Consider the following 25115-nt stretch of genomic DNA (forward strand, 5'->3'; position numbering starts at 1 on the left):
CCCACAAACATAATGTCTGTGGGTTTTCTATACATTGCAATATGCAGCTGATTATCGTTTGCTGAACTGCGGTGCGCGACGTGCAGCTTTGAGGCCGTACTTCTTTCTCTCTTTCATACGAGGGTCTCTGGTCAGATAGCCTGCTTTTTTCAGGATCGGACGGAACTCCGAGTCTACCTGCAGCAGTGCGCGGGACAGGCCGTGACGGATTGCGCCCGCCTGGCCGGTAAAACCGCCACCGTGTACGTTTACGACCACGTCGAACTTGTCGCCGGTGCTGGTCGCTTCCAGAGGCTGACGAACCACTACCTTTAAGGTCTCCAGACCAAAGTACTCGTCAATGCTTCTCTTGTTGATCGTGATATTTCCATTTCCCGGAACCAGATAAACGCGAGCAATGCTCTTTTTTCTTCTGCCGGTGCCATAGCATTTGTTAGCCATTGTATTTTCCTCCTTCTACCCTGATTAGATTTCCAGCGCTTCCGGCTTCTGAGCCTGCTGCTCATGCTCCGGTCCGGCATATACGTGAAGCTTCGTCAGCATCTGAGCTCCCAGGGGTCCCTTGGGAAGCATGCCCTTCACTGCCAGTTCCACAACCTTCTCCGGCTTTTTCGCCATCATCTCGCGAAGGGTGGTCTCCTTCATTCCGCCAACGTACTCGGAATGTCTACGGTAAATCTTCTGATCCAGCTTCTTGCCGGTTACCGTAACCTTGGCAGCGTTTACAACAATCACATAATCTCCGGTGTCTATATGAGGAGTGAAAATCGGTTTCTTCTTACCTCTCAATACATTGGCAACTTCCGATGCCAAACGACCTAACGTTTTTCCCTCGGCGTCGACGACATACCATTTTCTCTCAATTGTCGACGGGCTGGCCATAAAAGTCTTCATGGGGTGAGCCTCCTTAATTTTATCTTTTCTTCCTATAAAGTGCCTATCATGAAGTGGTTCCGCCCGTTTCCGGGGCATTGGATTTCTGGCGTCTCCACCTGATGCCGCAGTAATAAATTATATTACACTTCGCGGTGTGTGTCAATCCCTTTTTGTGGAAAAAGTGAGGTAAATCACGGGTTGGGGGGATTTTTCAGCTTGATTTCCATCAGGCACAGCCCTTCTGCCGGAGCCTTGGGACCGGCGAAGGTCCGATCCCTTTTTCCCAAGATTTCTCCGACCTCATCCGGCGTCCAATACCCGGTTCCCACCCGGATCAAAGTCCCCGCGATGATCCGCACCATATTATACAGAAAGCCTGTCCCGCTGACGCGGATTTTAATCAAAGGCCCTTCTTTTTTTACATCCAGATCCAAAATCGTCCGGACCGTGGTCTCCACCTGGGAGCCAGCCGAGCAGAAACTCTGAAAGTCATGTTCTCCGATCAGGTATTCGGCTCCCTCCTTCATCGCCTCCACGTTTAAAGGCGTATAAAAAAAATAGGAATACAGGCGGAACACCGGATTGGGGAGTCTTCCGTTATAAATCGTATACTCGTAAGTCTTTACACTGTCACATTTTCTCGGATGAAACCGCGGGGGCACCTCCTCGGATTTTTGCACCGCGATATCCGATGGCAGACTTTGATTCACCGCATAACAGATCTTTTCCGCGGGGATTTTGGTCTCGGTGTCAAACACACAGAGGTTTCCCATCGCGTGAACGCCGGAATCCGTCCGGCTCGCGCCCTGCACCTTGACCGGCTCTTTGAGGAGCCTTGTCAGTTCCCGGTTCAAAACCTCCTCAATCGTGATGCCGTTGGGCTGAATCTGCCAGCCGCAGTAATGGGTGCCGTCATAGGCAACCGTCAGCATAATCCGCTTCATTGCCCTGCCCCCCTCCCCTTCGCTTCCGCAGCCCGGAACAGTTCATCGAATTTTGGCGCGCTTCGTTTCAGGGAAACTGGCCGGCCTTCCCGGTTGAGAAAGCAATGGCTGCTTGCGCCCAAACAACGCAGTTCGCCGCTTGCCGCATCTTCCACCCGGTAAGAAAGCGTCATCTTCACCCCATTGTATTGCTGAAGGCACAGGCGGACTGTCACCGTATCACCGAAGTGAACCATGGATTTATACTCCGCTTCGACGGAAAGTACCGGGCTGACGATTCCCTGGGCTTCCATGACATCATAGCCGAAACCAATCTGATTCATAAAATCGATTCTGGCTTCCTCGAACCAACGGATATAATTGGAATGATGGATGATTCCCATCTGATCGGTTTCATAATACTGCGCTTTATGCTGATAAGGGACATACGTCTCCACGGTAGTTCTCCTTCTGTTCGTTTCTAAAGAATCCGTTTTCTATCCTACCATATAATTTTTGATTTCTCAACGGTTTTTGGCGTCCTTCCTTGCGCAGGGCTCCCAAAATAGGGTATAATAGGAACAAAACCACTTGGCCGGAAGGCCGATGTAAACTCACGGGAGGGTGTTACATGAAGAAGGAACTATTGCGCTTGCGGGAGGCCATGGAAAAAAGAGGATTGGATGCCTATCTGATTCCCACCGCAGATTTCCATGGCTCAGAGTATGTCAGTGAACATTTTCAGTTCAGAAAATATGTCTCCGGCTTCTCCGGCTCCGCCGGGACTTTGGTCGTCACGCCGGAAGCCGCGGGTCTGTGGACCGACGGCCGGTATTTTCTCCAGGCCGGGCAGCAGCTTGCCGGGACCGGAATTGATCTTTACCGGATGGGGACCCCAAATACCGAATCCATCCACGAATTTTTAGGGAGGCGGATGCCGGAAGGCGGCTGTCTGGGGATGGACGGCAGAACCGTATCCTTCCAGATGGGCCGCCACCTGGAAAACATGTTGGAATACAAAAAAATCACGCTGGCTTATGAGGAAGACCTGGCCGATGAAATCTGGGAAGACCGCCCGCCGGTTCTGCCGCAGCCGGTCTGGTCTCTGCCGCTCTCCTCCGCCGGAGAATCCAGAAAAGAGAAACTGGCGAAGGTACGGCAAAAAGTCCAGGACAGCGGGGCCAATTCCCATCTCATCACCGGTCTGGACGACATTGCCTGGCTGTTCAATCTCCGCGGGAACGACATTCCCTGCAATCCGGTTTTCTTCTCTTACTGCCTGCTGACCCCGGAGAAGACAGAGCTGTTTCTCTATCCGCAGGCGCTTCCGGAGGAGGTACGCCGGGAGCTGACGGAGGATGGAATTGGTATCCGCTCTTACGAGGAGATCTACCGTGCTTTAGAGGAGCTTCCTTCCTCCTGCCGCCTTCTCCTTGACAATTCCCGCGTCAATTACCGCCTGAAAAAAACAATCCCCAAGCCAATCCACCGGGTTTTCGGGCCGAATCCGTCCACGCTCCTAAAGGCGGTAAAAAATCCTACTGAAATTGCCTGCCTGAAGGAAGCCAACCGGAAAGACGGCGCCGCCATGGTGAAATTCCTTTGCTGGCTGAAAGAGACCGTCGGCAAGGAGCCGGTGACCGAACTCTCGGCAGCCGCCCGCCTGGAAGAATTCCGCCGGGAGCAGGAAGGCTTTCTGGAGCCAAGCTTTGACACAATCGCCGGTTACGGTCCCCACGCGTCGGTGATTCACTATAAAGCCACCCCAGAATCAGATTCCCCGCTGGAACCCGAAGGCTTTTTCCTTGTGGATTCCGGCGGACACTATCTGGAGGGCACCACCGATATCACCCGCACCATCGTCCTGGGGCCGCTGACGGATGAGAAGCGGGCCCGTTATACCACCGTTCTGAGGAGTATGCTAAACCTGGCCGGCGCGCAATTTCCTTATGGCTGCCGGGGGGAGCATCTGGACGTTTTGGCGCGCCGTCCTCTCTGGGAGCAGGGATTGGATTACCGCCACGGAACCGGACACGGAGTCGGTTTTCTTTTGAATGTCCACGAAGGCCCCAACCGCTTTGCCTATAACACAGACCCGGAAAGGCCGAGCTGCGTGCTGGAACCCGGCATGGTGACCACCGATGAACCCGGCTACTATGAGGACGGAGCCTTCGGAATCCGGATCGAAAACGATTTGCTCTGCGTCTCCGGGCCGGAAACCGCCTATGGCCGTTTTCTCGCCTTGGAGCCTCTGACGCTCTGCCCTATCGATACGGAAGCCGTTGACCCCTCCCTGATGTCCCGCCGGGAGATCAGCCTGCTGAATCAATACCATGCGCTGGTATGGGAGCAGCTCTCCGGCCTTCTGCCGGAAAAAGAAAGAGCCTGGCTGCAAGAAGCAACCAGACCCATTTGATCATTCCTTTTCCCGTCTAACCTCTTTTCAGTACCCGAAGGGCGTCCGCATAGCCAAGCCCCATCCGGCGCCGGACCCCCTCCGGGGAAAAATCCAATGTTCCGTCAAAAAAATCTCCGATGCTCTCGCTGGGCCGGATCACCAAAAATTCCGCACCGGGAAATTTTTTCTCCGGGACCTCGGCGTGATCCGACAGTAATACAGCGATCAGTTTTCGATATCCTTTTTCATATAAAGGCCTCACCGGCAGGTTATCCGCCACGCCCCCGTCAATAAAGGGCTGCCCATTGATCTCCACCGGCGGGCAGACGCCGGGAAAGGCGGAGGAGGCCAGCAAAATCGCGCGACGTTCCGCGCTGCTTTTATCGTTCAGGCAAAAATAGCGGCATTCCTTCGTACCGGCCGGGCAGGCATTGGCGTAAACTTCAACGGCCCAGCCGGAACTCTCCGGGCCGCCGACTGCCTCTCCCATCCTTCCGATCAGAGCGCCCAAATCCTCCATCGTCACGGCCTGTTTTGGATCTCCCGTCTGCCTCAGCGGTTTTAAATTCTTCCACGTCTGTTCCGCCCGCTCCAGGTCGCCGCCAGCAAAAAATGCGGCGTTCAGCGCACCGATGGACGCTCCGGAGACCGCCTGAATCCGGCCGGTAAAACCGCATTGTTCCATTGCTTTCATTGCGCCGATCTGGTAAGCGCCTTTTCCGCCGCCGCCGGCCAGCACCAATCCATAAGAATCCATTGAAATCCTCCTGTCAGCCGGCTCTGCATTCTCTGCGGGCAGAACCGTCTATTTCCCTCGCTTTTCCAAAAACCCGGAGGTCAGCGACAGCAGCAGCAGGAACAGCGCCGTGGCAGCCGCTCCCAGGGGCAGCAAAAGCCCAACCATCCGGAACGTAATCCATTCCAGTGAAAACAATTGTCCCAGGAACAAAAAGGCCAGGACAAACGCCGTCCCCACTGCGCCGAAAAGCAGCACTCGCTGCCAGGTAAACGGAATACATACCTTAAACAAAATCATCATGCCGGTATACCCCAAAAGCACAACCGCCATAGTGGAAATCTGCGCGGTGGAAAAGTGCATGTTCCGCGCTAAAAGCACCAGTAAAATCGTATTGAACACGTTGGTCAGCGCCCCTGGAATCGCTTTCCGGATGATATTCCAAAGGAATTTCCCACGGACCCGTTCCCGGTTGGGCTCCAGCGCAAGAATAAAGGAAGGCGCCCCGATGGTCAATGAGCTGATCAGGGTGAACTGAATGGGCTCAAAGGGGTAGGTAGCGTGAAGGAAGATAAAAATCACTGCCAGGATCGCGCTGAAAAACGTTTTTACCAAGAACAAGGAGGCCGACCGTTGCAGATTGTTAATCGAACGCCGTCCTTCCGCCACGATATGGGGCATGGAGGCAAAGTTGGAGTCCAACAAAACCAACTGGCTGACCGTGCGGGCCGCGTCGCTGCCGGAAGCCATCGCAATGCTGCAATCGCTTTCTTTCAGCGCCAGCACATCGTTCACGCCGTCCCCGGTCATGGCTACGGTGTGGCCCTCGGCTTTCAGCCCCTGCACCAGCTGTAATTTTTGCTGCGGCGTCACCCGGCCGAACACGGTGTACTTTTTCGCAGCCTCCTGGACCTCTTCCACACTGTGAAGCGTCGTGGCGTCCACATAACGGTCCGCGCCGGGCAGGCCGACCCGCCGGGCAATACAGGCCACGGTTCTCGCGTTGTCTCCGGAAATCACTTTAAGATCCACTCCCTGCTCCACAAAATAACTCAGGGTCTTCTCCGCATTTTCCCGGATCGTATCGCTGACAAAAAGCAGGGCAACCGGCTCCAGCCCTCGTGGAAGCTCCTGGCCGCGGAACCGTTCCCGGCTTGCCGCAAGCACCAGCACCCGCTGTCCCTTAGAGGCCGCCTCGTCAATCTGGCCGCGGAAGGGCTCCAGCCCTTTCTTCAGCACAAACTGTTCTGCTCCCACCACATAAGTGCCGTGTCCCGGAAATTCAACGCCGCTCCATTTTCTGGACGAAGAAAAAGGAACCATCGCTCCTGGTTTCCACCCCGGCGATTTCGGGCAGAACTTCCGCATAGCCTGGGCCGTCGGGTTATGGTCCGGCAGAGAAGCCACAATGGAGGCAATCGCATTTCTGGCTTCCTCCTTCGTATGGCCTGCCAGGGGATGCAGGCGATCCACCTGCATGTCCCCGGTGGTGATGGTTCCGGTCTTATCCAGACAGAGCACATCCACCCGCGCCAGAGTCTCGATGGAGTAGAGCTCCTGAACCAACGCATTTTTCCTTCCCAGACGGATCACGCCGACCGCCAGCACCACGCTGGTCAGCAATACCAGACCTTCCGGGATCATGCCGACCAGAGCCGCCACCGTGCTGACAATGGCTTTTTCCTTGGTCATCGCCCCGAAGAAAACCTGTTTGCAAAACAGGGCGATGCCCACCGGGATAATCGAAAATCCGATCACCTTGATGATTTTATTGATACTGTCCATAATCTCCGAGTTGGGCCGCTTCAGATATTTGGCGTTCCGGCTGATCTGGGACGCATAGTTTTCTTCTCCGACATGGACTACCTTGGACCATGCGGTTCCGGAAACCACAAAGCTTCCGGAAAGAACCGAGTCCCCCGCGGTCTTTAAAATCGGGTTGGGTTCCCCGGTGATCAGAGATTCGTTGACTTCGCAGCTCCCGGAGAGGAGGATACTGTCCGCACAAATCTGGTTTCCGGCCTCCAGGACCATCACGTCATCCTTCACCAGTCCTTCGACCGGGATCACCTGTGTCTTCCCGTCCCTCCGGACATGGGCCTTCGGCGCCGCAATCAAGGACAGCTTGTCGATCAGCCGCTTGGCCCGGATTTCCTGTACGGTGCCGATCACCGCATTGCAGATGATCACTCCCATAAACAGCATATTTTTATAGGATCCCACCATCAAAATCAGCGATGCCAAAATCACATTTAGAATGTTGAACGGGGTCACAACATTGTTCCAAAGGATTTCTCCAAAGCTTTTGCTTCGGATTTCCTCCTCCCCGTTCACCAAGCCTTTTTCTATCCGCTCCTGAACCTCCCGGCTCGTCAGACCGGTCAGGCCGTCTCCCTCCATGGCTCACTCCTCGTTTCTATGTAAAATCATTTCTGTATCTCAGAATCCATATCCCAATCTGACAACCGTCCCGGAGACCGCCTATGCCAAAAGGCGGTCCCTCCTTCCCGTATGACGGAAATTTCCTGGGATGAAAGAAGAGCTGCCACAGGAGTCGGAAAACAGACTCCCTCCTGGGAATACTCTTCTCCTGCTCCTGTAACAGCCCTCTCCTCGTCTCTTAGTTAGCCGCCGTAGTCTCTGCCTGCGTCGTAGTCTCCGCCGCGGTCGTTTCCGCTTCGCTCGTCCCGGCCGCCGTGGTGCTCTCCTGTCCGGCCGCGGTGGTTGCCGCAGACGTGGTCTCCGCCGCAGTGGTCTCACCGGCTGCGGCCGTCGAGGCCTCCGTGGTCTCTCCCGCTTCCGTGGTGGCGTCGCCGGCAGCCGATGTCGATTCGGCCGTGGTGGCTTCCGTCGGCTTCTCCACGTAAATCATCTGATCCACCTTCAGGTCATCCCAGGCCTTCTGCACTTCATATTCTGGTGCAGCGGCCGCCCATTCGGCGTAAACGGAGTTAAAGTATTCTTCCCTCTTGGAATCCTCCACCTCCGCGCGTTTCTTCTCGGTGGCCTCCTCATCCAAATCCGAAGTACACTGAATCACATACCAGCCGGTCTCTGCAGTTACCTTCTTGATCTCTCCGGTCTTCATCGTGGAGCCTTCCTGATACAAAACCGATGTATTTTCCGGATCCACCTTCAGATAACTCTGGGTTGAACTGCTCGTCCCAAGCTCCTCTGCGAAATCGCTGAACTTCTTTCCTTCATTCAGCCTTTTTTCCATCTCATCCGCCAGCGCCTCGCCGGTCAGCTTTTCCGTATCGGATGCTTCCGTGCTCTCGGTGCTGTCCGTGCCGGAGCTGTTGCTGACGAACACATACTCCAGCGTAAATTCCTGGGACTCTTCGTCGGAGACGGTGACCTCTGTCTCCTGTTTCACTGCATCCCACACCTTAACGGCTAAAGCGTTCTTTTCCATCCAGCCTTGAATGCTCTCGTCACTGGCATCCGAGTATTCTTTGAACTCCTCCGCAAAGGCGTCCCGGAATTTCGCGATCTGCTCCGTGACCTTCGTCTTGTCCTCGTCGGTCAGGCTGATGCCCTTCTCTTCCGCGTGATCATTCAGGATGCAGGTCTGGATCAACTGCGCCATCACGTCTTCCTTCATCTGCTGGGACAGCGTCTTATTCCCGTCGATCGAAGCTTCCCACATATTGGCGTAGCCGTAATACTGGTACATCAGGCCGTACTGTGCTTCCGTGGCCCACTGTTCATACCGCAGCCAGAAATTGGCTTCATCCAGATACACCGTCTGATCTCCATACTTGAGCGCCGGCGTGGTCGCATATTCATCCATGGATGTGGAACATCCTGCCGCGGTCCCTACCATCAAAGCAGCCGCCAACAGCGCTCCAATCCCTTTTTTCCATCCCTTCATATCTGCCTCCAAAGGTTATATTCTCCGGTTTTTGCCGGACGCGCCAAAAAGTACGCAGTTTTTGACACACTAAGGGTATTATAAAACCTTTTTCCTTTTCTAGCAACAATTTTATTGGAAATCACGAATTTTTCATGATTCCGTAAGAATCAAAAAATGCGCGCGGGGATGGCCTGCTGACCATCACCCACCACATGCAGAAAGAGGCGCTGGAGCTATACGATGAAATCATCTACATGGATCAGGGACGAATCGTCGAAATGGGCTCTTTTGAGGAATTGATGGAGCGCCGGGGCGGATTTTACGAATTTTTCCGCCTGAAAAAATAGCCCTTCCGGAAACCCGTTCCGTCAGTCCTCGATTTTGCTAAAAACCCGTTTAGAATACAGTCCGATCAGTAAGGATACCACAGCCGCCCCAATCATTACCACCCATTCGCTTCCCGCGAACCGGTCAAACAGCACTCCGTAGAGAGCCTGCCCCACCGGCTGGGCGCACATGGAAATCGAGATCATAGCAGCAAGAATCTTTCCCACCAGATGGGCCGGGCTCTCCCTCTGAACCAATGTAAACATCTGCACCGAGAACAAAGTCGCCGCCCCCATGGCCGCAAAGCTGAGTCCGGTAATCACCCAGTAGCAGGCTTCTGCCGGGAGTCCCGCCATCAGGGCGAGGCCCACGATGCCAACCGCCAGGGAACAGGCGGCAAGTAAGAGCGGGGAATCTTTCAGATGAAGCCTCTGGGACAGAACCGCCGCCAAGAGTCCTCCGACCAGGCCGCCCAGGGCCAGCGCCGCTTCGGCCAGGCCCATCCGCATGTCGCTCATCCCCAGAACCTGGACCACCAGCACCGGAATTCCAATCATCATCACAGCAGACAGCACCAGATTAAATGCCGCCACCAAAAAGACCACCGTGAAGAAAATTGGTTTCTCTGTCCTGACGAATCGATAGCTTTCCGCCAAATCCTCTCTGGCCACTCGAAAAATCCCCTGGGTCCGCGGCTGACGCTGATGAGGAATATGGATGAAAATCTCCATGACCGCGGAGACCGCAAAGCAGACAATGCTGACCAGGAGGATCGGAAAGATCCCGGCCGCCCCAAAGATCGCGCCGCCGATCACCGGCCCCAAAAGTCCGGACAGCGTGCTGACCTGATTGATCACCGCATTTCCCGCCATCAGATTCTCATCGGACACCAGCGCCGGGATACTGGCCTGCACAGCCGGCTGGTAGGTGCCCGATATCCCGTACAGCAGCATCAAGACCACAATAAACAGCGGCACGGTCGGCACTTTTCCAAGAGACAGGTAAAAAACTGTAATCAAAATCGCCGTGGAAAAGTCTAAAATCACCATGATGTTTCTTTTATTGACCCGGTCGGCCAGGATGCCTCCGATCAGGGAAAGCACGATCATCGGAATCATCGAGCAGGCCGTCACCGCCCCGAAAAGGGATGAGGAGCCCGTCTCCCGAAGCAGGTAGAGCGGCAGGGCGAACCGCAGGATCGCATTGCCGAACAGAGAGATAATCTGCCCGATTACTACGAGGGTAAAGTCCCTCCGGAATAGTTTCTGGGTATTGGTTTTCATCGTATCCTCCTTTTATCAAACCAACCGTCGGTTTGTATAATGGTAAAATAAAATCCGTTTTCCCGGATTTTACTCCTTCTTTCCTTCCTGCTGAACCCGGCAGTACTCCTTGTACTGGTTGATGATCTCCTCATCCTCCAGATCAATCCCGGCGCCCTGCAGCAACCTGGCAAAGACCAGGCAGCGCCGTCCCATCGTCTCCTCGTCGGCAGGATAAATCAGCGGGTTCAGCCAGATATTGCTCAGAATAATCATGGCTTCCGCCAGCTCCCCCGGCGCTTCCGTTTGAATCGAACCGTCCGCAATGCCCTGCTCGATCACCGGCTTCACATACTGGGGGGCAACCATCTCATAAATCTCCTGGATCTGGGCCGCCAGAAAACGGGGATTTTCCAGCAGATTTGGAGCAATCCGAACCAGGGACCTCTGATTTCCATTGGAAACGGCCGCGCGGAACAGTTCCCGCAGCTTATCTTCCCCATTCAGGGAAGCATCGTCGCGGATTTTCGAGAGCAACTGTACATTTTCCTCTCCCATCCGGTCGCAGACCGCCTCAAAGATATCTTCCTTGGAGCCAAAATGATGATAGATCGCTCCTTTTGATAACTTTGTCTCATCGATTATATCCTGGAGCGAGGCACCGTCGTACCCCTTTTCCAGAAACAGATGGGCTGCCGCATCCAATATCTTCCGGACCGTCTCCTCCGGATATTTGTTTCTTGCCATCCCCAACCTCCAAACAGACCGTCGGTCTGTATAAAAGATACCACAGGGATGCCCTCTTGTCAAGCAATATTTCCCTTGCTTACCGAGGACATCCGGCCTCCTCCAGCAGTGCCTTTAAATCCCCAAGAATGCTGCGGACCGTCTCCAACATTTTCACTGGATCCGTATTCCGTTTCCGCTGATCCCGGTAAGTAAAACAAGGATTCTTTCCGGCCGATACCCGGAGGTCTCCCTTGTACTTTCCGATCATCGGCGCAATCCGGGACGGATCTACCGGCGCTTCCGCAAACATCGTAAATTTCAATTCTTCCTGATTGCCCGACACTTCGGTCACATACGCCTCGTGGGCCAGCGACTTTAACAGCGACACCCGGAGCAGGTTCTGCACCGGCTTCGGCAGTTCCCCGAACCTGTCGATCAGTTCGTCCTGCATATCCATATAGTCTTCGTCGTTCTCGATCCCGGCGATCCGCTTATAGAGGTTCATCTTCTGCGCCTCATTGCGGACATAACCGGCGGGCAGATAGGCGTCGATTTCCAGATCGATTTCCGTTTCGAAATCCGCCGTGCTCTTCTTCTCACCCTTTGCCTCCTGGACGGCTGTTCCCAGCAGCTTGCAGTAGAGATCATACCCCACCGCTTCCATGTGGCCGTGCTGCTCCGCACCCAAAAGGTTCCCGGCGCCGCGAAGCTCCAGATCCCGCATGGCAATCCGGATGCCGGATCCCAGCTCCGTATACTCCCGGATCGCCTGGAGCCGCTTTTCCGCGATCTCTGGCAACATCTTGTCCCGGCGGTACATTAAAAACGCATAGGCGGTCCGGCTGGAGCGGCCCACGCGGCCCCGCAGCTGATAGAGCTGGGACAGGCCGAACCGGTCGGCGTCGTGGATGATAATCGTGTTGACATTGGATATATCCAGGCCGGTCTCGATAATCGTTGTGGAGACCAGCACATCGATCTCCCCGTTGATAAAGTCCAGCATGATCCGTTCCAATTCATGCTCCCGCATCTGCCCGTGGGCAAAAACCACATTGGCCTCCGGCACCAAGGACGCGATATGGTTCGTCATATCCGAAATATTTTTCACCTGGTTATAGACATAATAAACCTGGCCGCCCCGGTCCAGCTCTCTCTGGATGGCCTCCCGCACCAGTTCGTCGTTGAACTCCATCACATAGGTCTGGATCGCCACCCGGTCCATCGGTGCTTCTTCCAGTACACTCATATCCCGGATCCCGATCAGGCTCATATGCAGCGTCCGGGGGATCGGCGTTGCCGTCAAGGTCAGAACATCGATATTTTCCTTCAGCTGCTTGATCTTTTCTTTGTCGGAAACGCCGAAGCGCTGTTCCTCGTCAATGATCAGCAATCCCAGATCCTTAAACCGGACATCCTTGGAAAGCAGGCGGTGCGTCCCGATCACAATGTCCACCATGCCCCGTTTTAATCCCTCGATGGTCTTTTTCTGTTCCCCCGGCGTCCGGAACCGGCAGAGCAGGTCCACTTGAACCGGGTATTCCTTCATCCGCTGGACAAAGGTATTGTAGTGCTGCTGGGCCAGGATCGTCGTGGGCACCAGGTAAGCCACCTGTTTTCCGTCCTGCACGGCTTTAAACGCCGCCCGGATCGCCACCTCGGTCTTGCCGTATCCCACGTCGCCGCAGATCAGCCGGTCCATGATCTTTCCGTGCTCCATATCGCTTTTGACCGCTTCGATGGCGCGCATCTGATCCTCGGTCTCCTCATAGGGAAACTGTTCCTCAAACTCTTTCTGCCAGACCGAATCCTCGCTGTAGACGAACCCTTTCTCATTCTGCCTAGCCGCATACAGGCGCACCAAATCCTGCGCGATCTCCCGGACCGCCCCGCGCACTTTAGTCTTGGTCTTATGCCACTCGGCACCGCCAAGCCGGTTCAGTTTCGGCACCTTTTCCGCATCGGACCCGGCATATTTTTGAACCAGATTCATCTGAGTGACGGGAATATACAGGTTGCCGCCGTCCCCGTAGGTGATTTTCATGTAGTCTTTGGCTACGCCGCTCACCTCGATCCGTTCGGTTCCCTTATAAACGCCTAGCCCGTGATTTTCATGGATCACATAATCCCCGACGGCGAGCTGGGAAAACTCCTGAATCTTCCGCCCCTCATAAGCGGTCTTTTTCTTCTTCTTTTTCTGGTTTTTGCCGAACAAGTCCCCCTCGGCCAGAACCAGGAAACGAAGCATCGGATAAGAGAAGCCCTTGTGAATGCTGCCGCAGGTCACCAACACCTGGCCGGGATGAACCGTCTTATTCTCCTCCTCCGAGAAAAAAGCGGCCAATCCGTATTCCTGGAGGTTGGTCGAAAGGCGCGCCCCGCGGGTCCGGGATCCGGAGAGCAGAACCACCCGGTAGTTCTCTCTTTTCCAGCGCTTCAAATCCGCAATCAGGGTCTCAAAGCTATCCTGGTAGGAATGAAGGGTCTGGGCCTGAATCTGATAGCGCCCTTCTACTTTTAGGCTGCCGCCCTTTTGCTCCAGGCCGGTCAGCGCCACCGCCCTTTTACGGCCCAGCAGGGAAAAGACCTCCCCAGCCGACAAAAGGGAGGGGATTTTGCCCGCGTCCTCCAGCCCGTTTTCCAGCCGGTGTACCATGCTCTCCTGGAATTCCTTTGCCACGCCGCCTGCCTTTTCCTCCAGCCGCGCAGGCTCATCCAGAAAGAACAGCGAGTCTTCCGGAAAATATTCCAAAAACGGGATCGTCGGAGCCTTCTCCTCCTCCCACTCATCTTCCGCCGGATAAATCCGCACCGACTCCAAATTTTCCATGGAACGCTGGCTTTCGATGTCAAAGCTCCGGATGGAATCAATCTCATCGCCCCAAAGCTCGATCCGGACCGGCACTTCCTCGGTCAGCGGGAAGATGTCGAGTATTCCTCCCCGGACGGCAAATTGGCCGGAGCCCTCCACCTGGGCCTCCCTCTCATATCCCATCTCCGCCAGTTTTTTCCCAAACCTGGTCAGATCCAGCTGCTGGCCGACTTCCAAGGATAGGATGCGCTGCTTCAGCTCCTTTGCATCCGCAATCCGGTCCATACAGCCGTCCACAGTGGTGACGATGATCCCCCGTCCTTCTTCCAGCATCTGCTTCCAGACCGCCATCCGCTGCTGCACCAGCAGATTTCCGTGAATATCCGCCTGATAAAACAGCAAATCCTTGGCCGGGTAGAAAAAAACGGCGTCAGAAAAACACCGGGCATCCTCGCAGATCTCTTTTGCCCGCGAATCATTGTAGGTCACGATCAGGGAAAGCGGAGAAGATTCCGCCAGCCGGCAGGCCAGATGAACCTTCTGCGAGTCCACACAGCCGCTGATTAAGAGCGGCCCCCGCCCCGTGGCCAATGAATTTTTGATCTCTTCATACTCCTTTAGTTCCTCCAAAGGACAATCAAAGCTCGCCGCCATTTTCTTCCTTTCTCTTGAACGCGTTAAACCGGTTCATTGCCTCCTTCACCCCGTCGGTGAGGATGAATTCCGCAGCCTCCGCAGCCAGCTTTACCGACTCTTTTATCGCCGCCTGCTCCTCTCTGCTGAAATGTCCCAGCACATAGTCGGCCAGATCCATCTGCTCCGGCTTCCCGCCAACTCCCACTTTGATCCGCGGAAATTCCTGGGTGCCCAGATGGCCGATGATGCTCTTCATGCCGTTGTGGCCTCCTGCGCTTCCCTTGGCGCGGATCCGGATCTGCCCGATCTCCAGGCTGATGTCGTCGTAAATCACCAATAGCTCGGACGGCTCCAATTTATAATAATCCATCAAGGGGCGGATACATTCGCCGCTCAGATTCATAAATGTCAGCGGTTTCACCAATAAAACCTTTTCGCCGCCGATGATCCCGGCGCCGCACAATCCTCTCTGCCGGTTTGTGTTCACTCGTATAGAATATTTTTCCGCCAGCCGGTCAATGACTGCAAATCCGGTATTATGCCTGGTTCCTTCATATTTTGCAGCCGGATTTCCCAGCCCTGCAATGATTTTCATGATTCCCTCCGTTAATCTGTCCTGCGGCAGCGATATCGTAACGCTGCCAAATCGTTTCTATTGTAACAAAGGGCCGGGCGGCGGTCAAGCCGAGGAATCCTTTTGTTTTGACAAAGATTCGAAGGATGGCTATACTAAAAATAGTAAAAGGAGGAAGATCCGATGAAACAGATTCTCCACGCAGTGCTTGTCGGCCTGGGAGCCGTCGGCATCATGTACGGAAAACAAATCGTAGACCATCTGGGGCCGGAGTCTCTGACCGTCATGGCGGATGCCGAACGGGTTCAGCGCTATCGAACCGGAGGCATCCTGGCCAACGGAGAACCCTGTCCGTTCCGCTACCGTTCCTGGGAAGAGGCGGAGGGGCCGGCCGACGCTGTCTTTTTTGCCACGAAATATACCACGTTTGCCGATGCGGCGGACCGTGCGGCGGCCGTGATCGGCCCGGACACGATTTTGGTCTCGCTGTTAAACGGGATTGTCAGTGAAGAGGATCTGGCCCGCCGCTATGGCGAGAAAAATCTGATCTACTGCTCGGTCCAGGGCATGGACGCCACGAGAACCGGGAATCACGTAACGTATCAAAACCTGGGCTATGCCGCCGTCGGGGAAAAGGATGGTTCGCAGAGCGAAAACTTGCTGGCCGTCCGGGATTTCCTCGCCTCCGCCGGACTGGACTGCCGGATTCCGGAGGACATCCGGCATCACCAATGGAGCAAAATGATGCTGAACACCGGCATCAACCAGGTGACCGCCGTCTATGGAACCACCTACGGCGGCGTCATGTCGGATCCAAAGCTCACCGCCCTGACCAGGGCAGCGATGAAAGAGGTGCAGGCCGTGGCCGAGCCGGAGGGCGTCCACTTGACCGATGAGGAGATCGACGATTGGCTGAAACTGGTGGCCAGCCTGGCTCCCGACGGCACCTCCTCCATGTGCCAGGACACCAGGAGCCGCCGGAAAACCGAAGTCGGCTTGTTCGGCGGGACCGCGGTCCGTCTGGGAAGGAAACATCACATTCCGACTCCGGTGAACGACGAACTGGTGAAAAGGATCCATGAGATCGAGGCTTCGTGGGAGTAAAAAGAAATATTAGCATTTATCTGTAAAAATACGGGTTCCGGCCCTGGCTGACGCCAAGGGCCGGAACCCGCTTTTCACTTAAAAGAACTCATTTTTGATCAACCCAAACGCCACTCCCTGTTAATGGGTTACAATCCGAACGGCTCCTTCCTCTCCCTTGATCTGGGTTCCCGCCATAATCTTGGTCCGGGACTCCACGATACAGTTCTCCAGAGCCACCCCGTCCCCGATGGAAACATCGTTCAGGATGATGCAGTTCCGGATATGGCAGTTTCCGCCGACAAACACTTTTTTAAAGATCACGGAATCCTTTATTGTGCCGTTGATGATGGTTCCGCTGGCCACCAGACTGTTTTCCACAAAGGATCCCGGATTAAATTTAGCTGGCGGATTGTCGTCCACCTTGGTGTAAATCTCAGGAAAACCATAGAAGAATTCCTGGCGCACCTCCGGCTTTAGGAAGTCCATATTGCACTGGTAGAAGGCGTCCACCGTCGCAATGTTTGCCCAATACCCTTTCAGATTATAGGCGTAAATCCGCTTCGCCTTCCGCTGGCGCATCAGCACGTCCCGCACGAAATCGAACCACTCCATCTCCTCGCACTGCTCCAAAAGAGAGATCAGGAGGCGGCGGCGGATGATATAGATGCCGCAGGAAACCGTATTCAGTTCGCTGATCACCGGCTTCTCCTCAAACCCGGTAATCCGCATGTCCTCATCCAGTTCCACAACACCGAAACGGCTGACATCCGTCCCGGCCGGGAGCTTTTTGCAGACCACGGTGATATCGGCTTCCTTCTGCATGTGGTATTCGATCACTTTGTTGTAATCCACTTTATAGACCCCGTCCCCCGGAGCAATCACCACATAGGGCTCATGGCTGTCCCGCAGGAAATTCAGGTTCTGCGCCAGAGCATCCGCGGTTCCCCGGTACCACTCATTGTTCTGAGGAGTGATTGTCGGGTTAAAGACGAACAAACCGCCCTGTTTCCGGCCAAAATCCCACCATTTGGAGGAACTCAGGTGCTCGTTGAGGGAGCGGGAACTATACTGGGTGATGACCGCAACCTTGCCGATCTGAGAATTTGTCATGTTGCTGAGCACAAAATCAATCGCCCGGTAGCTCCCGGCCACTGGCATCGCGGCCACGGCCCGCTTGTTGCTGAGTTCCCTCATCCTGCGGCCGTTTCCGCCGGCTAAAATGATTCCTAATGCTTTCATCCCATCTCACCTGCCTTCACAATGTATCCTCCGTCTTCCAGACGTCCGTTCGGGTAATCCTCCAGCTCCGTACAACCGGATATGGCCGTATTCTTTCCAACCGATACTCCGGCCGGGATAGAAGAATTCTCATCTACCGTCACAAGATCGCTGCAATACACCCTGGGATCCAGCTTGCTCTCCGCATAATTCCCCTGGCCCAGGACTGCATTCTCGCCGACCGCAGTATTGTCCGCGATAATCGCTTTTTCCACTCTGGCGTTCTTGCCGATCTTTACGCCGCTCATCACAATGGAGTCTTGGATCACGGCCCCTTCCTCCACCAGCACGTTCGGCCCCAGGACCGAATGGATCACAGTCCCATAGATCGAAGAGCCCTCGCCGATGATGGAACGCTCCGCCCGTGCGCCCGAAGCCATGTAAAGAGGCGGAAGCGCGGCCTCCCTGGTATAGATTTTCCAGAACTCCTCATAGAGATTAAATTCGGGCACCAAGTCCACCAGGCCCATATTGGCCTCCCAATAGGAGCTCAATGTGCCCACGTCCTTCCAATAGCCGTTGAACTCATAGGTGTAAAGGTTATTGGTCTTTTCAAAACAGTAGGGAATGATATGCTTTCCAAAATCGCATCCCTGCACGTCTTTCAGCGAAATCAGCGCTTCTCTGAGGATTTCCCAGTTAAAAATATAGATACCCATCGAAGCCAGGTTGCTCCTGGGATTCGCAGGTTTTTCCTCAAATGCCGTGATCTTCCGGTTCTCGTCGGTCACGACGATCCCGAACCGGCTGGCCTCCTCCCAGGGCACGGGCATCGAGGCGATGGTCGCATCGGCGCCGTTCCTCTGGTGGCATTCCAGCATTTCCTCATAATCCATCTTATAGATATGGTCGCCGGAAAGGATCAGCACATACTCCGGATGATGCTGCTCCATGTATTCCAGGTTCTGATAGATGGCATTGGCTGTTCCGGTATACCACTCGCTGTCCTCGCTCTTTTCATATGGCGGCAACACCGTCACTCCTCCGTCACGCTTGTCCAAATCCCAAGGAAGTCCGGTTCCAATGTGGCTGTTCAGCCGCAGAGGCTGATACTGAGTCAGGACACCCACCGTGTCCACCCCGGAATTCACACAGTTGCTCAAGGGAAAATCAATGATCCGGTACTTTCCTCCGAACGCCACCGCCGGCTTTGCGACTTTCGCCGTCAAAACACCGAGGCGGCTTCCCTGCCCTCCCGCCAGCAGCATGGCAATCATTTTCTTTTTCATCACAGCTTCCCTCCCTTTCTAACAAGTACATAAATCCCTCCGATTTTCTCCTCATTCCTCAAAAATGCTCATTTTTCCGGAACGAGGTTCGGTATGTACTTGAAAATCTTTGCTAATTCTATAAATTTACAGATATTATACCACAGGATTTCCGACTTGAAAAGCATGTTGCTAATACATTTTTCCTATAATCGTTTTTTGATAAATCGTGGAAATCTGCGAAATCCAGTTGAAGACAACCCTTAAATCTACTATAATCGGGATAGGCAACTTTTATGACAAGTTTTTTTGAAGGAGGTACTATTTTGCGTTTTCTGCACACCGCCGATATTCATCTGGGCGCCGTCCCCGACGCCGGAAAACCCTGGAGCAAGGAGCGGGCGGACGCCATCGGCGCCACCTTCCGCAAAATCCTGCAGGACGCCGTAGACAAAGAGGCGGATCTGCTCCTGATTGCCGGCGATCTCTTCCACCGGCAGCCCCTGAAGCGGGAATTAAAGGACATCAACTATTTATTCTCCAAGCTGACGCACACTCAAGTCGTGCTGATTGCAGGAAACCACGACTATCTTTCCGAAACCTCCTCCTATCTCGACTATCCCTGGGCGGAAAATGTACATTTCCTGACCTCCGCATCCATGACATCCGTCTATTTGGAGGACATCAACACCGAGGTCCACGGTCTCAGCTATCACCGGCCGGAGATCCGGGAACCGCTCTATGACGGCTGCCGGGCGCCTTCGGACGGGCGTTATCACATCCTTCTGGCCCATGGAGGGGACGCGCTGCATATTCCGTTCCGCCCCACTGCTTTTACCGGCTCCGGTTTTCGGTATGTGGCCCTTGGACATATCCACCAGCCGCAGGTTTTTGAGGAAGTGCCTGCCGCCTATCCTGGCTCACCGGAACCCTTGGACCGCACGGACACCGGCCCCCGCGGATATATCTTCGGCGAAATCCTTCGGGATAAAACCAGGCTGGACTGGGTGCCCGCCGCCTCGGCCCAATATGTGCCGCTGTCCATAACGACCGACCGGAATACCACGACGCCCCAGATTCTCGATATCATCCGCCCCGAACTAACAAGGCATCCCGGCGATATCTACAAGCTGCGCCTGACCGGGTTCCGGGATCCGGAAATCACATTTGACACGGAAAGTTTGAAAAATGCCGGGAGAATCGTGGAAGTCATCGACGGCACGGAACCGGAATACGATCTGGAGGCTCTTGAGAGGGACCATGCCAATGATTTGATCGGCTACTATATCCGCGCGCTGTCGTCCGGGGAAGAAGACCCTATCCGGAAAAAAGCGCTCTATTACGGGCTGCAGGCTCTGTGCAGCACCGAAAACAGATAAGGAGTTTTCTTTGAAGATTCGTCGCATTCACATCAATCATTTTGGAAAACTGGAAAATCAGACCATCTCCTTCTCACAGGGAATCCATGTGATTTCCGGGGAAAATGAGAGCGGTAAAAGCACCCTGCACGCCTTTTTGCAGGCCATGCTCTTCGGGATCGAGCGAAGCCGCGGCAGAGGGGCGCGGACCGACGCTTACAGCCGCTATCTGCCCTGGAACGGCAGCAATACCTATGGCGGCGTCATGGAACTGGAAAAGGACGGCGTCTGCTATTCCATCCACCGGAATTTTGAGAAGAACGTCCAGCCTTGTACCCTGGTCGATGAAACCCACGCCAAAGAACTGACCCCGTCCGGCGCCAACTTCAGCGAACTGTTCTCCGGCCTGACTCCCGCGCTTTACGCCAACACCCTGTCCGTCGGTCAACTGCGCGCGGCCACCGGCCCGGAGCTTGCCGACGAGTTACGAAATCACATTGTAAACCTGCGCTCTGCCGGGTCTTCCTCCGTGGATATCTCCCAGGCGCTGCTTTCCCTCAAAAAAGAGAAGAAGAAACAAGAAAGCGCCTTTTCGCGGGAGGCAGACCATGAGAATGTGGAACTTGGGAAGCGAATTCACATTCTGGAAGAAGAGCTGAAAACCATGCCGGCCGGCAAGGAAATCCCTTCCCTGGAGCATAAAAAAGATACGCTGGACCGGGAAATCCTGCGTTTGGGAGCCCATCACCAGCAGTTGACCAATATCATCTCCCGTGGGGAAGAAAGCCTGAAAAATCACCAGATCGCCCAGGAAGCAGACGTGGAAGAAACCCTGGAGCAGGTGAGAGAGCTGGAAGAAGACCGGCAAAAATTCCTTTCCCATTACCGGAAGCCTCTGACCGGGGCGCTTCGCCCTCTGGCAGCGGCACTGGGACTCATCCTGGCGGCGGGAGCTCTGGCCGGACTCTGGTTTTCCTGTACCTTGGTCCTGTCCCGCCACTATCTGCCCGCCATCGGGGTCTTCCTCGGCAGCATTGTCAGCGGCACGCTGGCCGTCCGGCTGGGCCGGAGGCGGGAGGCATCCTCGGATTACCGGGAAAACTGCCGCATGATGAGAGAAATCTATGAATACCACTTCGGGGAAAACCCGGATGTTCCGGATGAGGAGCTGGCTTCTCTGCTGGAAGAGAGGCTGAACCACTGCCGGAATCTCTATCAAACCATTGCTCAAAGCCACCAGACTCTGCGCCAGGACATGGACGCTCTGCTGAAAGCCCAGCAAAAGCAGCCGGCCATCCTGGCCCAGCTGGAACAGGCCCGCCGGCAGCAATGGCTGATGGAGCAAAAAGAAGAAGCGCTCCGCTCCCTGCAAAACCATCGGGATGCAATCCAGGAAGCAGTCCAGATGAACCGCCGGGTGGAAGAAGAAATCGCCGCGATCACGCTGGCCATGGAAACCATGCAGGAACTCTCCTCCACGGTATTCGATTCCTTCGGCTTTTTCCTGGAAGAAAAGGCTTCGGAGTTGGTGAAAGGACTGACTGACGGCGCATATGCAGGGCTTGCCATCGACGAGGATCTCAGTTTGTCCCTGATCCAGGACGGCAAGAGAATTCCTCTGTACCAGGCGAGCACCGGCACTATCGAACAGGTCTATCTGGCGTTTCGGCTGGCCTGCGTCGAATTCTTGTGGCCGGATGAACAGATGCCGCTTTTCCTGGACGACAGCTTTGCCTACTACGACAGCGAACGGCTTTCCGCCACGCTTCGGTGGCTTTCAGAGAATTACAGTGGGCAAATCTTCCTCTTCACCTGTCATCAGAGGGAGGAAGAAATCTTGTCCGCCGCAAAAATCCCGTACCACAGAATCCCCTTATCTTAAAAGTGCACGAAAAAACGGAGTCGTTTCTCACGGCTCCGTTTTTTACTGTAGACAAAGCCCGTCGCAGCAGGGCTTTTAATCAATTTTTGACCGCTGATTCCACCGCAGGGCTGTCCGGTGGCAGAAAAAATTCGGGAACAGTCAATCAGGACTGCAGCGCATTCGAGATCAGATCCCATACGCTGTCAGACTCCATGCCGAGTTTCCAGCCGGCTAATCCGGCCAGGTCAAAGGACTTTACAGCCTCCAGCTTTGCCTTGATCGACTCCTCGTCCTCCAGCCAAATCTGGTACGTAGTTCCATCCTGATCCATCTCCGCGTAGTTCTGGCCCAATTCCTCCTGCCAGATTACCGTGTACTCCGGACTGTCGGCCAGCGCCTTTGCTTCGTCCATGCTCTTCACTTCCGAAGTCAGCTCCGCTCCCTCGGTCTTCCAAAGCCGGGTATAGAAAGGAAAAGCCGTCACCACTTTCTCCGCAGGCACTTCCTTCAATGTGTCTTCCACTCCCTGCCGCACGAAATCCACCGAAGCGGTGGAACCGGCCTCGGATCCATTGTAATGCTCGTCGTAAGCCATGATGATGACATAGTCGGCCACCACGCCCTGCTCGGCCCGGTGATAGTGCTCCGTCCAGGCCGAGGGCACATAGTTATCCACGGACAGGATCAATCCCCGTTTCCGGCAGGCGACGGAAAGTTCGCGGATAAACTGGATATATCCCTCTCCGGCCGAGGAAGGAAGTTTCTCCAAATCCACGTTGATACCGTCGAGATCGTACTCTTCCGCATACTGGATCAGGCCGTTGATCAGATTGGTCCGGTGGGAAGTGACGTTCAAAAGCTTTTCCGCGTCGACTCCCTCAATGTTGATATTCTCCACCAGCGCCCAGATCTGGATCCCCTTATCGTGGGCCTTCTGCACATAGTCATGGTTTGCCCTGGACTCCAGGTTCCCCTCCTCGTCTTTGATGGAAAACCAGGTGGGTGCCAGTACATTCAGCCCTTTCGCATCGGCCAGCAGAGAATCCAGAGAATTCACACCGGATTCCTCAAACACCTGATGCCAAACCAGGAAAACTTTCTGATCCAGCGTGGTCCGTGTGTATTCCGGCTGAACCGAAGGACCTTCGTCCGTTTCCGTGCGGACATCCTTCAAGTCTTCCTTCGAAATATAACCGACATATCCGTCTTTCGTGTAGACCTTGTCCCAGTCCTCGCCCTGCTCCATCACGAGAAGACCGCTTCCCGGCTCCACGTCTGTGAGAATCGGACTCTTCACATCGGCTTCCGTGCGGACCTGGGCCGTCTCGGCCACATCCGCTCTCGTGCTTTCGCCCCACTGAGTTCGCAGAAATACCCGGTTAGGGTTGGAAAAAGAATCCACCTGAATATTTGTATACTGGGCAACATAATCTAAGGATACATAGATGGTATCCTCCCGATTCAGGAAAACCGGCCCGCCTTCAAATATCGTATCCGAAGCAGCCGTAGCCACCTCGGAGGCGGTCGTCACGACCAGCAGTTTTTCCGTACTGTCCCAATAAAACCGGCTGTTCAATTCCTTTTGTACAATGGAAAGGTCCAGATAGGCGCGCTTGGCTTCCCAGACCGCGCGGGTTTCCGATAGAACCCCGTTCGATATGACAACAGCCGACCCTTCGGACACCGGATATATTTTACCAAGGTCGGCCCGCTCCGCTGAGGGCGTGTTCATATGAATCAATTCATAGATGATACCTACAACCAAAACGATGAGGATCAGGGCGGCGACTACCAATACGGGAAGGTTCTTATTGCGTTTCGCGTTCGTCGAGCTCATGAAATACCTCCTTAACCTCCGACGATTATAACATAACATATGGTAATTTTCAAACGCTCTTCAGGAATCGCGGAAATTTCTTTTCGGCAGAAGATTCTCCGGCGCATCCGTTTCAGATATCGCTCGTTATTTTGTCAAACCGTATTTCTATCAGTTTGCCCCGTTCGTCCTGAATATAATCTCTCATGTAGGCTCCGGCCTCCCTGAACACACACAAATCGGCAATGTCCTCCGCGGACTTCGCCTTTCCCTCCACGGTCAGGGAGATTCCTGCCTTTTGATAAGCGAGAAGCGTTTTAAGTAAGATCTGATATTCTTCGTGATATATTAGAGATGATTGCTTCATACGTAACCCTTGCTCTCGTATTTTGAGATGAACAAAGACCTTCCCGCATTGGCCCCGGCAAACGCGTTTCATCTCGGAATACATTCTACAAAATTAGACCGTTTTCGTCACGCAATCAGCCGGTACGAATCGTATCAATTATTGCATAGCGACGACAAAGTACGTTTTTTGTTCTTATCCCCTCTTTTCAAACTTTTTCGGGTATGCAGCTATAAAATTTTAACCTTTTTCACATAATATTTCCTTTACATTCATAAAGTATTTGGGGTATACTAATGAAAAGACAGAGTTAGATGGGATGTGAGATCATGAAAATAGAACGTATCAGTGAAAATCAAATCCGCTGTACTTTAAATCGGAACGATTTGTCCGCCCGTCAGCTGACTCTTCGTGAGCTTGCCTATGGGACAGACAAGGCCCGTGTGCTGTTTCGGGAGATGATTCAGCGCGCCACGGCAGAAGTAGGTTTCGATGCGGAAGATATCCCGTTGATGATAGAGGCAATTCCTCTCTCCAGCGATGGGATTATGTTAATCATAACAAAAATTGATGACCCGGAGGAGCTGGACACCCGCTTCGCCAAGTTTACGCCGTCCGACCAGGAGGAGTTCAGCATTCCGGATGAGGAGGAAGATTTGGATTTGTCATTCCCTTCCGGAGTCGGCGATATGCTCGACGCCCTGAACCGCTATGTGGAGAATCAGCAGCCGGAGACGTCCGTGCGGACCCGCTGCTTCCGTTTTTCCAAACTGGACAATGTCATCGAATCCGCCCATGCCCTGCGGGGTCTGGAAATCGGAGCCAATACGCTATATAAGGCGGGTGACGGGATGTTTTATCTGACCGTCAGTAGCGCCGGCCAGTCGCCGGAGGATTTTACCCGGCTCTGTAACCGGATGCTGGAGTACGGTTCCCCGCTCCGCACGGTGAATGGAATCGAGCTCTACTACGAAGAGCACTACGACGCCTTGATCAAAGACAATGCGTTGGAGCTGCTGGCAAATGTGTAAAA

At 54.3% G+C, this 25115-nt stretch carries 20 protein-coding genes; 5 read left to right on the forward strand and 15 right to left on the reverse strand.

The window, feature by feature from the left end; genetic code table 11:
* Window positions 1-51 precede the first annotated feature (51 nt).
* The 4 genes from rpsI to MUB23_RS04470 all read right to left on the reverse strand — a co-directional run bounded on the left by rpsI (window position 52) and on the right by MUB23_RS04470 (window position 2257).
* Window positions 52-441 carry a 30S ribosomal protein S9 gene (gene rpsI, locus MUB23_RS04455; protein ID WP_244799142.1) on the reverse strand — a complete coding sequence of 130 codons (390 nt, stop codon included), beginning with the start codon at window positions 439-441 and terminating at the stop codon, window positions 52-54.
* 24 nt (window positions 442-465) lie between these two features.
* Window positions 466-894 carry a 50S ribosomal protein L13 gene (rplM, locus tag MUB23_RS04460; protein WP_244799143.1) on the reverse strand — a complete coding sequence of 143 codons (429 nt, stop codon included), beginning with the start codon at window positions 892-894 and terminating at the stop codon, window positions 466-468.
* Window positions 895-1067: 173 nt separating this feature from the next.
* On the reverse strand, window positions 1068-1820 hold the full coding sequence (gene truA, locus MUB23_RS04465) for a tRNA pseudouridine(38-40) synthase TruA (protein ID WP_244799144.1): 753 nt from the start codon (window positions 1818-1820) through the stop codon (window positions 1068-1070).
* Window positions 1817-2257, reverse strand: a complete 441-nt coding sequence (locus MUB23_RS04470; RefSeq protein ID WP_330641783.1) for an acyl-CoA thioesterase — start codon at window positions 2255-2257, stop codon at window positions 1817-1819. The genes truA and MUB23_RS04470 overlap by 4 nt, the downstream gene beginning before the upstream one ends.
* Before the next feature lie 173 nt (window positions 2258-2430).
* On the opposite strand from MUB23_RS04470, the gene MUB23_RS04475 reads away from it, so the two are divergent.
* On the forward strand, window positions 2431-4215 hold the full coding sequence (locus MUB23_RS04475; protein WP_244799145.1) for an aminopeptidase P family protein: 1785 nt from the start codon (window positions 2431-2433) through the stop codon (window positions 4213-4215).
* Window positions 4216-4231: 16 nt separating this feature from the next.
* Here the strand turns inward: MUB23_RS04475 and MUB23_RS04480 are convergent, their stop codons facing one another.
* The 7 genes from MUB23_RS04480 to pth all read right to left on the reverse strand — a co-directional run bounded on the left by MUB23_RS04480 (window position 4232) and on the right by pth (window position 15147).
* A complete protein-coding gene (locus tag MUB23_RS04480; protein ID WP_244799146.1) occupies window positions 4232-4954 on the reverse strand; it encodes a patatin-like phospholipase family protein in 723 nt (240 codons plus the stop codon).
* Between the two features lie 48 nt (window positions 4955-5002).
* Window positions 5003-7333, reverse strand: coding sequence for a cation-translocating P-type ATPase (locus MUB23_RS04485; protein WP_244799147.1), 2331 nt, complete (start codon window positions 7331-7333; stop codon window positions 5003-5005).
* A 220-nt stretch (window positions 7334-7553) separates the two neighbouring features.
* On the reverse strand, window positions 7554-8807 hold the full coding sequence (locus MUB23_RS04490) for a hypothetical protein (RefSeq protein ID WP_244799148.1): 1254 nt from the start codon (window positions 8805-8807) through the stop codon (window positions 7554-7556).
* Between the two features lie 350 nt (window positions 8808-9157).
* Complete coding sequence (locus MUB23_RS04495) at window positions 9158-10399, reverse strand: MFS transporter (protein ID WP_244799149.1); 1242 nt, start codon at window positions 10397-10399, stop codon at window positions 9158-9160.
* A 69-nt stretch (window positions 10400-10468) separates the two neighbouring features.
* A complete protein-coding gene (locus MUB23_RS04500) occupies window positions 10469-11125 on the reverse strand; it encodes a TetR/AcrR family transcriptional regulator (RefSeq protein WP_244799150.1) in 657 nt (218 codons plus the stop codon).
* A 79-nt stretch (window positions 11126-11204) separates the two neighbouring features.
* Window positions 11205-14570, reverse strand: a complete 3366-nt coding sequence (gene mfd / locus MUB23_RS04505) for a transcription-repair coupling factor (protein WP_244799151.1) — start codon at window positions 14568-14570, stop codon at window positions 11205-11207.
* Window positions 14554-15147, reverse strand: a complete 594-nt coding sequence (gene pth, locus MUB23_RS04510) for an aminoacyl-tRNA hydrolase (protein ID WP_244799152.1) — start codon at window positions 15145-15147, stop codon at window positions 14554-14556. The genes mfd and pth overlap by 17 nt, the downstream gene beginning before the upstream one ends.
* Before the next feature lie 162 nt (window positions 15148-15309).
* Here pth and MUB23_RS04515 point away from each other — a divergent pair, with 162 nt between their 5' ends.
* Window positions 15310-16230: a ketopantoate reductase family protein gene (locus MUB23_RS04515; RefSeq protein WP_244799153.1), complete on the forward strand. Its 921-nt coding sequence runs from the start codon at window positions 15310-15312 to the stop codon at window positions 16228-16230.
* Between the two features lie 120 nt (window positions 16231-16350).
* Here the strand turns inward: MUB23_RS04515 and glgD are convergent, their stop codons facing one another.
* Both glgD and MUB23_RS04525 read right to left on the reverse strand, forming a co-directional pair.
* Window positions 16351-17451 (reverse strand): glucose-1-phosphate adenylyltransferase subunit GlgD, encoded by a 1101-nt coding sequence (gene glgD, locus MUB23_RS04520; protein WP_244799154.1) that lies wholly within the window; start codon window positions 17449-17451, stop codon window positions 16351-16353.
* The gene (locus MUB23_RS04525; protein ID WP_244799155.1) at window positions 17448-18722 is read right to left on the reverse strand and encodes a glucose-1-phosphate adenylyltransferase; all 1275 of its coding nucleotides are present in this window, start codon (window positions 18720-18722) and stop codon (window positions 17448-17450) included. Before MUB23_RS04525 ends, glgD begins: the two co-directional genes overlap by 4 nt.
* A 302-nt stretch (window positions 18723-19024) precedes the next feature.
* On the opposite strand from MUB23_RS04525, the gene MUB23_RS04530 reads away from it, so the two are divergent.
* Both MUB23_RS04530 and MUB23_RS04535 read left to right on the forward strand, forming a co-directional pair.
* A complete protein-coding gene (locus MUB23_RS04530) occupies window positions 19025-20077 on the forward strand; it encodes a metallophosphoesterase family protein (protein WP_244799156.1) in 1053 nt (350 codons plus the stop codon).
* Between the two features lie 10 nt (window positions 20078-20087).
* Entirely contained in the window at window positions 20088-21938 is a 1851-nt protein-coding gene (locus MUB23_RS04535) for an ATP-binding protein (protein WP_244799157.1), read from the forward strand.
* Between the two features lie 145 nt (window positions 21939-22083).
* Here the strand turns inward: MUB23_RS04535 and MUB23_RS04540 are convergent, their stop codons facing one another.
* Entirely contained in the window at window positions 22084-23757 is a 1674-nt protein-coding gene (locus MUB23_RS04540) for a glycosyl hydrolase family 18 protein (protein ID WP_244799158.1), read from the reverse strand.
* Between the two features lie 112 nt (window positions 23758-23869).
* On the reverse strand, window positions 23870-24103 hold the full coding sequence (locus MUB23_RS04545; RefSeq protein WP_244799159.1) for a hypothetical protein: 234 nt from the start codon (window positions 24101-24103) through the stop codon (window positions 23870-23872).
* Window positions 24104-24411: 308 nt separating this feature from the next.
* On the opposite strand from MUB23_RS04545, the gene MUB23_RS04550 reads away from it, so the two are divergent.
* Window positions 24412-25113, forward strand: coding sequence for an adaptor protein MecA (locus MUB23_RS04550; protein ID WP_244799160.1), 702 nt, complete (start codon window positions 24412-24414; stop codon window positions 25111-25113).
* The last annotated feature ends 2 nt before the right edge of the window (window positions 25114-25115 follow it).

The sequence above is a fragment of the Cuneatibacter sp. NSJ-177 genome, from assembly GCF_022867805.1.
Classification (GTDB): Bacteria; Bacillota; Clostridia; order Lachnospirales; family Lachnospiraceae; genus Pseudolachnospira.

Bases quoted from the DNA above. Each gene is read 5' to 3' on its own strand.
- mfd (WP_244799151.1), bottom strand. From the start codon at position 14,570: ATGGCGGCGAGCTTTGATTGTCCTTTGGAGGAACTAAAGGAGTATGAA.
- MUB23_RS04500 (WP_244799150.1), bottom strand. From the start codon at position 11,125: ATGGCAAGAAACAAATATCCGGAGGAGACGGTCCGGAAGATATTGGAT.
- MUB23_RS04495 (WP_244799149.1), bottom strand. From the start codon at position 10,399: ATGAAAACCAATACCCAGAAACTATTCCGGAGGGACTTTACCCTCGTA.
- MUB23_RS04550 (WP_244799160.1), top strand. From the start codon at position 24,412: ATGAAAATAGAACGTATCAGTGAAAATCAAATCCGCTGTACTTTAAAT.
- MUB23_RS04485 (WP_244799147.1), bottom strand. From the start codon at position 7,333: ATGGAGGGAGACGGCCTGACCGGTCTGACGAGCCGGGAGGTTCAGGAG.
- glgD (WP_244799154.1), bottom strand. From the start codon at position 17,451: ATGAAAGCATTAGGAATCATTTTAGCCGGCGGAAACGGCCGCAGGATG.
- MUB23_RS04480 (WP_244799146.1), bottom strand. From the start codon at position 4,954: ATGGATTCTTATGGATTGGTGCTGGCCGGCGGCGGCGGAAAAGGCGCT.
- MUB23_RS04490 (WP_244799148.1), bottom strand. From the start codon at position 8,807: ATGAAGGGATGGAAAAAAGGGATTGGAGCGCTGTTGGCGGCTGCTTTG.
- pth (WP_244799152.1), bottom strand. From the start codon at position 15,147: ATGAAAATCATTGCAGGGCTGGGAAATCCGGCTGCAAAATATGAAGGA.
- MUB23_RS04540 (WP_244799158.1), bottom strand. From the start codon at position 23,757: ATGAGCTCGACGAACGCGAAACGCAATAAGAACCTTCCCGTATTGGTA.
- MUB23_RS04475 (WP_244799145.1), top strand. From the start codon at position 2,431: ATGAAGAAGGAACTATTGCGCTTGCGGGAGGCCATGGAAAAAAGAGGA.
- MUB23_RS04545 (WP_244799159.1), bottom strand. From the start codon at position 24,103: ATGAAGCAATCATCTCTAATATATCACGAAGAATATCAGATCTTACTT.
- MUB23_RS04515 (WP_244799153.1), top strand. From the start codon at position 15,310: ATGAAACAGATTCTCCACGCAGTGCTTGTCGGCCTGGGAGCCGTCGGC.
- rpsI (WP_244799142.1), bottom strand. From the start codon at position 441: ATGGCTAACAAATGCTATGGCACCGGCAGAAGAAAAAAGAGCATTGCT.
- truA (WP_244799144.1), bottom strand. From the start codon at position 1,820: ATGAAGCGGATTATGCTGACGGTTGCCTATGACGGCACCCATTACTGC.
- rplM (WP_244799143.1), bottom strand. From the start codon at position 894: ATGAAGACTTTTATGGCCAGCCCGTCGACAATTGAGAGAAAATGGTAT.